This window comes from Trichothermofontia sp., from assembly GCF_053493415.1.
In genome coordinates, this window is sequence record NZ_JBRCAD010000123.1 from 15,286 (window position 1) to 27,656 (window position 12,371).

The 12,371-nt window shown below is 51.8% G+C and carries 14 protein-coding genes; 2 read left to right on the plus strand and 12 right to left on the minus strand.

Annotated features, from left to right (window positions below):
- Positions 1 to 9: 9 nt before the first annotated feature.
- The 3 genes from ACWIUF_RS10845 to crcB (ACWIUF_RS10855) all read right to left on the minus strand — a co-directional run bounded on the left by ACWIUF_RS10845 (position 10) and on the right by crcB (ACWIUF_RS10855) (position 3,750).
- On the minus strand, positions 10 to 2,124 hold the full coding sequence (locus ACWIUF_RS10845) for an NAD(P)H-quinone oxidoreductase subunit 5 (protein WP_448572381.1): 2,115 nt from the start codon (positions 2,122 to 2,124) through the stop codon (positions 10 to 12).
- 525 nt (positions 2,125 to 2,649) lie between these two features.
- The gene (gene crcB, locus ACWIUF_RS10850; RefSeq protein ID WP_448572382.1) at positions 2,650 to 3,033 is read right to left on the minus strand and encodes a fluoride efflux transporter CrcB; all 384 of its coding nucleotides are present in this window, start codon (positions 3,031 to 3,033) and stop codon (positions 2,650 to 2,652) included.
- 243 nt (positions 3,034 to 3,276) lie between these two features.
- The gene (gene crcB / locus ACWIUF_RS10855) at positions 3,277 to 3,750 is read right to left on the minus strand and encodes a fluoride efflux transporter CrcB (protein ID WP_448572383.1); all 474 of its coding nucleotides are present in this window, start codon (positions 3,748 to 3,750) and stop codon (positions 3,277 to 3,279) included.
- A 272-nt stretch (positions 3,751 to 4,022) separates the two neighbouring features.
- Between crcB (ACWIUF_RS10855) and ACWIUF_RS10860 the strand changes: the two genes are divergently transcribed.
- Positions 4,023 to 4,166, plus strand: a complete 144-nt coding sequence (locus ACWIUF_RS10860; protein WP_448572384.1) for a hypothetical protein — start codon at positions 4,023 to 4,025, stop codon at positions 4,164 to 4,166.
- 274 nt (positions 4,167 to 4,440) lie between these two features.
- Here ACWIUF_RS10860 and nfi read toward each other — a convergent pair whose 3' ends face one another.
- The 4 genes from nfi to ACWIUF_RS10880 form a co-directional block, all read right to left on the minus strand.
- Positions 4,441 to 5,109: a deoxyribonuclease V gene (gene nfi, locus ACWIUF_RS10865; RefSeq protein ID WP_448572385.1), complete on the minus strand. Its 669-nt coding sequence runs from the start codon at positions 5,107 to 5,109 to the stop codon at positions 4,441 to 4,443.
- The gene (locus ACWIUF_RS10870; RefSeq protein ID WP_448572386.1) at positions 5,106 to 6,161 is read right to left on the minus strand and encodes an agmatinase family protein; all 1,056 of its coding nucleotides are present in this window, start codon (positions 6,159 to 6,161) and stop codon (positions 5,106 to 5,108) included. Before ACWIUF_RS10870 ends, nfi begins: the two co-directional genes overlap by 4 nt.
- Positions 6,162 to 6,332: 171 nt before the next feature.
- Entirely contained in the window at positions 6,333 to 6,980 is a 648-nt protein-coding gene (locus tag ACWIUF_RS10875) for a hypothetical protein (protein ID WP_448572387.1), read from the minus strand.
- A 106-nt stretch (positions 6,981 to 7,086) separates the two neighbouring features.
- A complete protein-coding gene (locus ACWIUF_RS10880; protein ID WP_448572388.1) occupies positions 7,087 to 8,019 on the minus strand; it encodes a LysR family transcriptional regulator in 933 nt (310 codons plus the stop codon).
- Positions 8,020 to 8,165: 146 nt separating this feature from the next.
- Here ACWIUF_RS10880 and ACWIUF_RS10885 point away from each other — a divergent pair, with 146 nt between their 5' ends.
- Positions 8,166 to 8,870 (plus strand): pirin family protein, encoded by a 705-nt coding sequence (locus ACWIUF_RS10885; RefSeq protein WP_448572389.1) that lies wholly within the window; start codon positions 8,166 to 8,168, stop codon positions 8,868 to 8,870.
- 127 nt (positions 8,871 to 8,997) lie between these two features.
- On the opposite strand, the gene ACWIUF_RS10890 is transcribed toward ACWIUF_RS10885, so the two are convergent.
- The 5 genes from ACWIUF_RS10890 to ACWIUF_RS10910 all read right to left on the minus strand — a co-directional run bounded on the left by ACWIUF_RS10890 (position 8,998) and on the right by ACWIUF_RS10910 (position 12,226).
- Positions 8,998 to 9,630 (minus strand): exopolysaccharide biosynthesis protein, encoded by a 633-nt coding sequence (locus tag ACWIUF_RS10890; protein ID WP_448572390.1) that lies wholly within the window; start codon positions 9,628 to 9,630, stop codon positions 8,998 to 9,000.
- A gap of 168 nt (positions 9,631 to 9,798) precedes the next feature.
- The gene (locus ACWIUF_RS10895) at positions 9,799 to 10,215 is read right to left on the minus strand and encodes a hypothetical protein (protein ID WP_448572391.1); all 417 of its coding nucleotides are present in this window, start codon (positions 10,213 to 10,215) and stop codon (positions 9,799 to 9,801) included.
- A gap of 2 nt (positions 10,216 to 10,217) precedes the next feature.
- The gene (locus ACWIUF_RS10900) at positions 10,218 to 11,228 is read right to left on the minus strand and encodes an NAD-dependent epimerase (RefSeq protein ID WP_448572392.1); all 1,011 of its coding nucleotides are present in this window, start codon (positions 11,226 to 11,228) and stop codon (positions 10,218 to 10,220) included.
- 212 nt (positions 11,229 to 11,440) lie between these two features.
- Positions 11,441 to 11,914, minus strand: a complete 474-nt coding sequence (locus tag ACWIUF_RS10905) for a DUF3368 domain-containing protein (protein WP_448572393.1) — start codon at positions 11,912 to 11,914, stop codon at positions 11,441 to 11,443.
- A 27-nt stretch (positions 11,915 to 11,941) separates the two neighbouring features.
- Positions 11,942 to 12,226: a UPF0175 family protein gene (locus ACWIUF_RS10910; protein ID WP_448572394.1), complete on the minus strand. Its 285-nt coding sequence runs from the start codon at positions 12,224 to 12,226 to the stop codon at positions 11,942 to 11,944.
- Positions 12,227 to 12,371 lie beyond the last annotated feature (145 nt).

The window sequence follows — 12,371 nt, forward strand, 5'->3', positions numbered from 1 at the left end:
CGCCCGTAATCAAGTCACACCAGAGAGAATCGCCAACCCCAGCACCGCCCCAAACACAATCAGGGCATAGAACTGGGCACGACCATTCTCGAAATACTTCAACCCTTCCCCCGTAATCATGGTGATAAACCCGGTCAGGTTGACCATGCCATCCACCACACGCAAATCCACCTCCATCACCTGACGGGCCAGACGGCGACTGCCCTGGACAAACAGGCGATCGTTCAAATCATCGAGGTACCACTTATTGCGCGAGAACCAGTAGAGGGGTTGGATTTTAGCCGCGATCGCCGCCGGATCAATCTTGCCTAGGGCGTACATCAGCACCGCCAGGCTAATTCCTGCTAGGGCGATCGCCACGGAACTACCCGCCATTAGGAGAAACTCACCCAGATCAAAAGCTTCGGCTTCTTCGAGGGCCAATGCCGCCGCCCCTACCACAGGCGGATGGATAAATTCGCCAAAGTAATCGGCAAAGGGCGTCCCCACTAAACCGATCAGCACCGAGGGCACCGCCAACACCATCAACGGCAACGTCATCGTGATCGGCGACTCGTGGGGCGTATCACTGTGGCCATGCCCGTGATCATGGGCGTGACTGTGATCGTCACTATGGCCATGACTACCGTGGACTACCAATTCCTGGGGATTCATCGCACCGGGACCAAAGGCCGGCACCGTCGCCATTGCCAGCCCCATTGCTTCGGCTTCAGCCAACAATTGCTTCTGGATCGTCGTGTCCTTCCCTCGGAAGTCGCCTTCAAAGGTCATGAAGTACATGCGGAACATATAGAACGCCGTAATCCCCGCCGTCAGCCAACCCACGGCCCACAGGGAGGGATTCGCCGCAAACGTCGAGCTAAGAATTTCATCCTTAGACCAGAACCCGGCGAAGGGGGGAATCCCACAAATTGCCAGCGTCCCAATCAAAAAGGTCGTCGCCGTAATCGGCATGAACTTACGCAACCCGCCCATCAGGCGCATATCCTGGGCTAGCACCGGATCATGGCCGACCACCGCTTCCATGCCGTGGATCACCGAACCGGAGCAGAGGAACAGCATCGCCTTGAAGTAGGCGTGGGTCATCAGGTGAAATAGGCCAGCCCCGTAGGCCCCCACGCCCATCGCCATCACCATGTAGCCCAACTGGGAAATCGTGGAATAGGCCAGCCCTTTCTTAATATCGTTTTGGGTAATCGCGATCGTTGCCCCTAGGAAGGCCGTAAACCCGCCCGTGTAGGCAATCACCGTCATCGCCGCCGGGATGCCCTCAAACACCGGGAACATCCGGGCAATCAGGAAAACCCCTGCCGCCACCATCGTCGCCGCATGGATCAGGGCTGAGATTGGCGTGGGACCTTCCATCGCATCCGGAAGCCACACATGGAGCGGGAACTGAGCTGACTTCGCTACGGGACCCAGGAACACCAGGATCGCAAACAGAATGGCGAGACCCGAACTGAAGGTGCCCGACGCCACCATGCTGTGTAACCGCTCACCCATGAGGTCAAACTCAAAGGTTTGCGTCGCCCAGTAAAGGCCCAACATCCCCAGCAGCAGGCCAAAGTCACCGACCCGGTTGGTCACAAATGCTTTTTGACAGGCATCGGCAGCGGCCTTGCGATCGTACCAAAAGCCAATCAGCAGGTAGGAACACATCCCCACCAGTTCCCAGAAGACATAGACCTGCACTAAGTTGGGACTAACCACCAGCCCCAACATCGAGGAACTGAATAGGCTGAGATAGGCATAAAACCGTACATACCCAGGGTCATGGGCCATGTAGCCATCGGTATAGATCATGACCAGGAAGGCAACGGTGGTGACGATCGCCAGCATCACGGCGGTGAGGTGATCGATCGTGTAGCCCATCGTCAGGTGGAAACTGCCCGCCTCCGCCCACTCAAATACCCGTAAATAGGTGGGGTGACCTTGGATCTGACTCGCCAGCAGGGCAAAGGACAGGACCATTGCCGCCCCCAGCAGGGAGACGACAACGATCGCGTTCACCTGCCGGAGCCGATTCGTGGCCTGGTTGGCCGCAATCAAACCAACCCCGACCAGCAGCGCGCCCACCAGCGGCAACACCGGGATCAACCATGCATATTGATAAATTGCTTCCATAAGCGACACTCGCGTTAGCCCAAAGGTTCAGGAGGAGGAGTCTTCACTGCCTAGCAAACTGTGTAACTCGCCAAACCACCCCATATTGTTACACAGACTTAATAATCCACAGCGTGCTCTTAAGCAGAATTTCCTATCTTTGAGTAGAAACCCCTGGGGATGGCGGGACGCGCGTGGACACCAACTGCACTCAATCATGCCCCGATTCACCGCGTTGATATGCATCGTCAGTCACGTGCCTGTCCCCTGTGTGGATATTTCCGGACATCGTTCCGGATATCGTTAACTCTGGGGGATAACCGTGGGGGATGACCGTGGGGTAGGTGGCGGGTCGCTGCCCCCCCCATCTGGCGGGGATCGCGGTTAAAACCGCGACTACGAAACCTCATAGGTCAACTGCCCCTGTGTTTGTGCCCCCTCTGCGACATAAATCGTGAGCTGCTCTGCCGTCGCGATCGCATCTAGCGTATCTTGTACCTCTCGCATAGCCATTCGTTGCTCCCCGCTCCCCCATTCGCCAAAAACCTATAGATGCAAGGCTAGAAGCATGCCCATTTCAACGCAGATAAAGCCCAGGATCGGGCTGCCTAGCCAGTAGAACAACATTTTGCGATAATTACCCGTTTTTAGCAGGTTGGCCGTATCTAATTGGTAGGTCGAAAAGGTGGTGTAGGAACCCAGAAACCCAACCAAAATTAAGGAACTTAGGTGGGTTGACTCCCCCATGCGGGACAACCAAGCGGCAAAGAAGCCCATCAGCCCAGACCCGGATAGATTAATAATCAAGGTGCCATAGGGGAAACTACTGCCTAAGTATTGGGTAAACCAGAGGGTAAGATAGTAGCGACCCAGCGCACCCGGAATCGCACCGATCGCAATAGCTAGGGGAATCCCAATCACAATGTCCATATCCACCTAATGTCTAGTCACTGAATATTTAGTCGCTCGAAAAGTAAATTTGGTAACGTTCGTAGTGCAGGCTTTAGCCTGAAACGACTAAAGTCGTGACTACGAAAGTCGCGCAACGTTATGCTTGCTGTAAGTAAATTCGGTAACGTTCGTAGTGCAGGCTTTAGCCGGCAACGACTAAAGTCGTTACTACCAACGTCGCGCAACTTTATGCTTGTTGTACGAGTCACTTGCTCTCTCTGCCTAGGATGGACGATCGCGGGGTGCGGACTCTTTGGACCTCACCTGGGTCGGTGTTTTTTTGGGCTGCGCTGCCAAACGGGCTTCCCAATGCCTGACCATCCCCTCTGCTATTAAAATCCCGATTTGCAAGCTCAGTAACCCCAAGATCGGGCTGCCTATCCAATAGATTAAATCGGCAGTCCATTGACGCTGGTCTAACAACTTAGCGATCTCTAATTCATAACTCGAAAAGGTTGTGTAAGACCCTAAAAAGCCCGTCAGAAGTAGCAACCGCAGATCGGGATGGAGATTAATCACCTGTCCCAAGGCCAGGGTTGCCAATAGCCCCATCAAGAGACAGCCCGTAACATTCACCAGCAGGGTTCCGTAGGGAATGGCCGTCGAAGCTACAGACGTAATGGCTGACTCCACATAATATCGGCTTAAAGCCCCTGCAATGGCCCCCAGGGCGATCGCCACCACTGGACGAATCATCAACGTTCCCTCCTGAACCTTTCTCCCTGGGTTGCTTTAACGACTGGGCTGCTTGAACGGCCCCACACCATCCGAGCGAGCACCTCGCCACTGGCCACTAGCAGTACCGGTAACGGACTGATTTCTAGGACTGACCGGGAGACCGATCCCACTCATACATCATCTAAGAAGCGATGGTCCCGTTTGCCCATAATGATTTTAGCAACACCATCGGCTTGGGCGGTCTGTAAACTATCTTCCGGAACCAGTTCGGCTACCGCCACAATCTGATAGTGACTATCAGCCAACAGTTGGCGAGCGCGATCGCGTCACCGATCTATCCCCACCGGATCATCTCCCTCGACTTGACGGGCGATCGCTCATTGCGTTCGGTCCGTTTGATAATAGAGCCAGTATTACAGCCGATCTTTCTCTAATGCAGTACTGTCAAGCCTTGCAAGCAAGGGGCTTAAGCTCCTGGTCTGTACCTCACCAAGTGCGGAAGTGCCGTATTTCCTCCTGGTTGACAGACCTATCTTTTCCTATCATCCCTCAATCCCTTTTCTCACCAGGGGCGAAGGAACTTCAACTCCAAAACCGGAGGCAAAAGCCTCGCCCAATTGGGGTGAGGGGTAGGGGTGAGGGTCGTTCGAGTTTTGTCAGCCAATCAGTCTTTCTCCTGTTGCCAGTGGGGAACCTAGGCGAGGGACGCTACGGTGTATGAGAAGCCAATCGATCGGCCCAGCGCGTCGTTTCGGGTAAACGATATTTCGTTAAACATTTCTCGACAAAATTCATTGCAGTTTTCAGGCTAATCTTGTGGCCGATCGAGATATAAATCGGTTTTACATAACTGCGCGATCGCAACACAGCTCCAATAATTTCTTGACCATCATAGAGCCATTCATAGCTCCCTTTCGTTGGTGCGACATCGGCGTGGGTGCCAATAAACAGGGATTTTGCCACACCGATCGTCGGACGATCCAACAACACCCCCAAATGACACGCCAAACCAAAGCGACGTGGATGGGCCAGCCCTTGACCATCACAAAGAATCAGGTCGGGTAGAGTTTTTAACTGTTCAAAGGCTTGCAGTAGGGCCGGAACTTCCCGAAAAGATAGAAAACCAGGGATGTAGGGGAATACCGTCGGCGATCGTATCACCTGACTTTCAACCAATTCCAGGCTCGGAAATTGGAGAATAACCACGGCGGCTTTAGTAATTTTATAGTTATCCTCAAACCCCACGTCGGTACCTGCGACATAGCGAACTGGACCCAGTTGATCCTGCCGAATGACGTGCAATCGTAATTGAGTCTGAATCGCTTTCGCCTCTTCTAAAGTTTTTGCCCAAGGATGGTCAGGGGAAAGTAGGGTCATGGGTGTATCCGGGGTAATAATCCCATTAAGTTACATAGTTTATAAACCACCCGCGCGCCCACATTGGCATCCCATTCCCCATCCCCTACTTCACACACATCAAAGCCAATGATTTGGCGACCACTGCGAACAATTTCACGAAATAAACAGAAGGTTTCTTCGAGTTCCAATCCGCCTGGAACAGGTGTACCTGTGTTTGGACAGAGTTTCGGATCAAGACCATCAACATCAAAGCTGATATAAACCTGTTGGGGTAGGTGCTCAACCATTTCTTCACACAATGTCTGCCAGGGCACCCCGTGGTAGCGTTTGGACTTCAACAATGGATCAGCATACAGGACCACCCGCCCTTGGGACTGCTGAATACGCTCGATCTCCTCATGGCACAGATCACGAATGCCCACCTGCACTAATTTCGTTACTTGGGGCAGTTGCAGCACGTTATCCATAATCGACGCATGGGAAAACTGAAATCCCTCATAGGCTACCCGCAGATCCGCGTGGGCATCAATGTGTAAAATCCCAAAGCTGTCATAGTGACTGGCTAATGCCTGGAGATAGCCCAAGGGCACACTATGATCCCCGCCAATGATGCCAACCCATTTGCCTGCCGCGATCGCCGTCTGGGTTTGTGCAAATAACCCTTGATTCAAATCGCGACACGCCTGTTCAACCTCATCCCGCGCCTCTCGAAGTTCCGGGCGATCTTCCAGATCCCCCCCAGTTTCCAGATATGCCAAAATTTGTTGAACCAGTGCCCGTAAAACACCACTGCGTTGTTCAATTTCCGCTGCGATCGGCAACATAAATATTCCTCGTTGCCAACCATCAGGATAATCAAAGTCATAAATATCCAACTGACGAGAGGCGGCCAACACCCGCTGTGGTCCCCAAGCCGTCCCCGGACGATAGGAAACGGTTACCTCCCACGGCACCCCAATAATAATCACATCCGCTGTGTCGTAGTCAAAGGGCAGGCCCAGCAGATTCCCATTGTCGAGGGCGATCGTATTAGGATTGAAGGTCTGAATTAAATCCGACTTACTAGGCATAGGGTTGAGTTTCCTGCAACGAGAGAAGGTGACTTTCCTAGGGTAATCCTACGGTATGCCGATCGCACCGAGGCGAATCCAGCTTCCTGGACTCAGTAGATCACAAATTGAACATGGGATATGGGACGCGTGACATTTGACCCAACCGACAAAATCAAGCTTGACGAACCTCTACAGAAACGTGAGGGAATTGAAAAAGGCCGTCACAGTTTGGGCCGAAGCCGTCGCATTGGGTTGGCTCACCCCCAAAACTAGGAGGCGCTTGTGGTGGAGAACCAGGCGAAATTGGATCGTTTCCGTGGCATCTTTGATCGTAAATTCCTGGGCCGCATTACCCGCAACTTCCAAGGTTTGGACTGTATGGATGGCGGTACCTACCTGCTCAATAATCCGGTTTTGAACCAGGGTAAAGAGGCTAGATGCATCCTTTTGTAGCTCCGGACCTAACTCGTCCGAATAGGCCACCACAAAGCGGGTCGCGGTTGGATTCGTTGCGAGAACCGTAAATTCCAAGCTCTGGCTAGGGGTTACCACCGTTTTGCTCTCTTGGGTGACGGCTCCGGCTGGCATCCACAGGGCAATCCCCGCTTCTCGCAGGATCATCTGCTGCCACTGCAGTCTACCGGCATCGATCGTCAGCAGTGACCCCGTATCCCTGATCTGCTGTTGCTCAAGACGTTGGATCTCCTGTTCAAATTGTTCGCGCCCTTGCTCAAAAAAATCAGGTCGGTTCAGCCACCGCTGCGCCTGGACTGGATTAGCCAGGGCCAAATCGAGGCCGCCAATTATCATCATGAGATAAAAAAACGATCGCATCATAGCTCGATATATCACTAACGAGTGAATAATCGTGAATAAATATACATAAACAGCGTTGTAAAATAGGCCACTGGTCGGTTAGCCCAATTTTCTTGCCCCTCATCTATTATACAAATGCCTCATGGAAATAAACCTTCAGAAATGCTGTCAGAAGACGAATTTTTGTGGAAAGGTGTCGATTAACTGGATACAGCACATAAATAAAAATTTCAGGAGGCTGGTAGGCCGGTAATACCACTTGTAAATGCCCCGCTTCTAAGTCCGGAGCTACAATAAACCGGGGCAGTAGGGCAATACCCAATCCCTTCAAAGCGGCTTCTCGTAGGGCTTCCCCGTTATTGGAACAAAGCCGCCCCCGGACGGTGATTCGATGCTCACCATCAGGACCAATGAGATGCCATTGACTGGTTTCAGGCAGGTGACCATAGTGTAAACAAGAGTGCTCAGCCAAGTTGTGGGGATGCTGGGGGGAGGGGTGAGCGGCTAAATAGACCGGGGCGGCGCATAGCACTCGCTGGGTCGGGAGCAGGCGATGGCTGACTAAGCTCGTTGTCTGGAAAGGCTCACTAATCCGCATCGTCAGATCAAAACCCTCTGCGATCGGATCAATAAAGCGATCGTTGAGGGCTAGTTCTACCTTGAGATCGGGATATTGAGCCAGAAAGGTCATCAGCGCTGGGGCCAGATGGCGCGTCCCAAAGGACATGGGCGCATTAATGCGCAACGTCCCCTTGGGTTCTGTGTGGAGTTGCAGTACTGACTGCTCTGCATCCGCCACATCCGTCAGAATTGCTAAACAGCGATCGTAAAAAGCCAGCCCCGTATCCGTTGGTGTTACCCGACGCGTGGTGCGGTGCAATAGCTGTACCTGTAAATGATCCTCCAAACTGGCTACCAACTTGTTGACCTGCGATCGCGATAACCCCAACTTCCGGGCCGCTGCCGCAAATCCCCCCGTCTCAACCACGTGGGCAAACGCCCGCATACACTCCAACTTATCCATGATGATGACCGACTGACCAATTGTGATGGCTCCCATGCCAGGGGCTTAGGAAGATTGTCGCCTAAAATGAGACAATCTGCATCCAAAATTTTATATTGTCTTTTATTTTGATTTAATGCATCATAAAAGAAAGCAATTTCGGTTACGTTGCAAACGAATTCCTGATGCAGGAGGCAAACACAATGATGACGCTACGACCAGCTCATGACCGGGGGGTTGCCAATATTGGTTGGTTAGATAGTCGCCATAGCTTTTCCTTTGGCAATTACTATGACCCCAAGCACATGGGGTTTGCTAGCCTGCGGGTGATTAACGAAGATAAAATTGCGCCGGGTAAAGGCTTTCCCACCCACGGCCATCGTGATATGGAGATTGTCACCTATGTCTTGGAGGGTGCCTTAGAGCACAAGGATAGTATTGGCAATGGTTCCATCATGCGCCCCGGCGATGTGCAACGGATGTCGGCGGGGACGGAGATTTTACACAGTGAATATAACCCCAGCGATCGCGAAGCTGTCCATCTTCTCCAAATCTGGATTTTACCCGATACCCAAGGGTTGGAACCCAGTTATGAGCAGACCCATTTTCCAACTTCAGAGAAACAGGGGAAGTTACGCCTGATTGGTTCCCGTGATGGTCGCGAAGGTTCAGTGATCATTCACCAGGATGTGAGTTTGTATGCCACCCAACTTAATGCCAATGAGGACGTTGTCCATGCTTTAGCTGCCGATCGCGTTGCCTGGATACAAGTTGCCCGTGGAGCCATTTCCCTGAATGGTCAAGCCTTAACCGCAGGTGATGGGGCCGCGATCGCGGCAGTGCCCGAACTCACTTTCCAAGGGCACGCTGCTAGCAGTGAACTCCTGCTGTTTGATATGGCCGCCTAGCAGCAGCACCTGCCACCTGAACGCATCGCTATTCCCCTAGCCCGTCGTCGGCTGAAAAACCCGTGCGGCGGGCACTGGTCTGAGATACGGTATTCGCAATGAGGGCTGGCGGCGGTATGGATTCTCTTTACTTAAAAAGACTGGTCAATCCCTGCTTCAGTAACAAGATCCCCTCTTTAACCACAGTGACGCCAAAAATTAAGACCGAAGTTGTCAAGGTTAATGCCATAAGACATACCACTAGGCCCGCTAAACTAATCGCCCCATCATCATCCAGCAGACCAAATCCTGTGATAAAAACTCCCATTGCGGGGAGCGTATTGGTTAATGGGATCGGAAGCATCATGGAGCAAGCCATAAGGGCAATCATGCCACCCAGGATCATCCGTCCCAGACGACTAGTGCACAACGGTGTTAATCGGGGACGAGACAGCACTTCAATCCGTTGCAGCCACGGTATCCCCGCTTTAACAAAAGCTTGGGCTTTGGGCAGGGCGATCGCAAATTGGTTAACCCGTTCCGGTAGCCAGGGTCGAGTCCAACCAGTCATCAGTTGAACAGCCAACAGAAAAATGACAAAGCCAAAGGGGGTGGAGTATCCCGGTGCAGGTACCGGCAGTGCCGAGGGAAGCGATAGCAGCACCAACAGAAAACCAAAAGTCCGCTCACCCGCTAGCTCTAAGATCGCGGACAAGGTGATTTTATCGGGCCGTTCTTCCTCAAAAAAATAGCGATGTAACTCTTGAGATAATCTTGCCATAAATGCTAAAGAAGGATGGGCGGTTGAGTCTGTTTCCAGACGGATTGAGTCTAGTAGCTCAAAAAGTAAATTCTGCAATGTTTGTAGTGCTGGCTTTAGCCAGAAACGACTAAAACCGTTACTACCAACATTGCAAAACTTTATGCTTGTTGTACTAGACTCATCTAGTTAAGAATAGCGCAAGTTGGCTTGTAGATACTGGCACCAATCGATCGCTAGGGGAATTTCGGTAAACGGAATTTGCAAGGGTGGGCTAGCCTCGGTCAAGGTGATTTCCAAGACAATTGCTTGTCCCGACGTGGGCGGAGCCGTTAGCACGATCGCCTGCCCATCGACCCGCACGGTTACGGCCTGGATTTGATTGAGGGACACCGTTTGCAGATTAATCGGTCCCTGGCGCGTTGGCTTACCCCAGGTCAGCCGATCGCCCTTTTGACCCAGGACTGCATAAATGTCGTATTTCGAGCGATCGTAGTCTGCCGCCCAACGTCGATAGGCTTCCAATTTGTGATACTCCTGCCAACCTGCCCAAGCTAAGCCAATGAACAGTCCTAGCAGGGGTAACCAGATTAATCCATGTGCCATAGTTATTGATGATAGTAACTGCGATACCAGGTAACAAATTTATCGAGACCCACCGCGATCGGGGTTTTGGGTTCAAAGCCAACAGCTTGCTTCAATGCTGTAATGTCTGCATAGGTTTCTAGCACATCACCCGGTTGCATGGGTAGCAATCGTTTTTCTGCTGATTTACCCAATGCGGTTTCTAATATCTGAATAAACTCTAATAACTCCACTGGCTGATGATTACCGATATTATAAATCCGATAGGGGGCGTAGCTACGGCTGGGATCAGCTTGATCAACGGTGTACGTCGGATCGGGGATCGGGGCTTGATCTAATACGCGTACTACCCCTTCAACAATGTCATCAATATAGGTAAAATCTCGTCGCATTTTCCCATAGTTAAATACCTCGATCGGGTGTCCGGCTAAAATGGCCTGGGTAAACTTAAAGTAGGCCATGTCGGGGCGACCCCAGGGACCATAAACCGTAAAAAAGCGTAGCCCGGTTGTGGGTAACTGATATAAATGGCTGTAGGTATGGGCCATAAGCTCATTAGCTTTTTTGGTCGCGGCATATAGGCTTACCGGATGATCAACGTTGTGCTGTACGGCAAAAGGAATCACGCGATTAGCCCCATAGACGGAGCTAGAAGAGGCATAGACTAAATGTTCAACTTGTTGCTGACGGCACCCTTCTAAAACATTGACAAATCCCACGAGGTTGCTATCGACATAGGCATGGGGATTTTCGAGTGAATAACGGACCCCTGCTTGGGCGGCCAAATGGATGACCCGATCGGGGACTTGGGTCTGAAATAGGGTAGCGATCGCCGCCCGATCAGCCAGATCGAAGGGATAAAACTGGAAGTTGGGATAGGCTTCTAATTGGACCAAGCGATCGCGCTTCAGTTGAACATCATAATACGGATTGAGGTTATCGAGTCCCAGGACAGTTTCACCGCGATCGAGGAGGCGTTGACTCACAAAAAAGCCAATAAAACCTGCCGCTCCTGTTACCAGAATTTTTGCCATTAGACGCTGGGTAAGAACAAGAATGTTTAAGATCTACTTATCCTACCGCGTTTGTACAGTGGTTACCCATCCCCTACGGTTGCACAAAGATGACATAGCAATCCCAAATGGTTTGCAAAGGACCGTGGGAAAGGCCTCTAACCTGTGCAGATAGGATACCCACCCCCTGCTCATAAATGATCTGAAATTGCTATAGCTGCTAGCCATCTTCATCAAGTGTGCTTTTGTACTAGCGCTTGAATCAGGACTGAAGAGGCTCGAAAATTTGTTTGCTGTAGTTGGGCGATCGCATCGGCAAAGTCAACCCAACCCCGTATTGCTGCGCGATCTAAAATACCCAGCACGCCTGTGAAGGCTAGCCTTCTGTTAGCGGCAACCCGGCGAGCAGCAAGATCATCAAGTAAAATCAAGTCTGCCTTGAGGGTTTCAGCTAATGAGATCGCAGCCCTTTCTCCTGCATCCAATTTTAGGAGTTCTGAGTCTGGGGAGGGTGCTGTTGATTGCAAACTGAGCCAAGTTGGTGGAGAAGCAATCCAAGTTTGCACAACCAGTGGTGCTTTTGAGGCATTAAGCTCATCCCGTACCGTTTCGGGAATGGTGATAGTCTCGAAGAGGCGAGGCAGCAGATCGATATGGCCGATTACAACCAGATAGGAAATCGGCGAGGTGTCGGCAACAACTAGCATGACTTCAATTGAGGACAGGTGATGGCCCTAGGCTTGCCCTAAAAGAGCATCGTTTTCCAGGTCAGCTTCGCTGAGGGGTGGTTCAGCCTGTTCTTTTTGCAAAAAGTTGTACGTATCCCACCGGGAATCGAAACCAAGAAGTTGCCCCACTTCTCCGGCTCCAAGGGTACCTTTGCGGTAGGCTTCTATGGCGAGAAGTTCGAGGGAGCGACGAGTCAGGGTTTCGCGATCGTCGGCCAGTCGATCCGCGATGGGGTCTGGGATATCGAGGGTGATTTTCATTGTTTTGGAATAGGAGACAGATTTAATCATACCGGGCATATCCAGGGAGTAAGCAGCTAACCCCCAACGATGCCCCAGAAAGCCTAGTCGTCTGTCCCGTTTAAGATGCGGGCTTCGACTAGCTCAGCCTGAACGGATCGGTCTCTTCCCTTCCCTTATCGGGGCGGACGGGGGA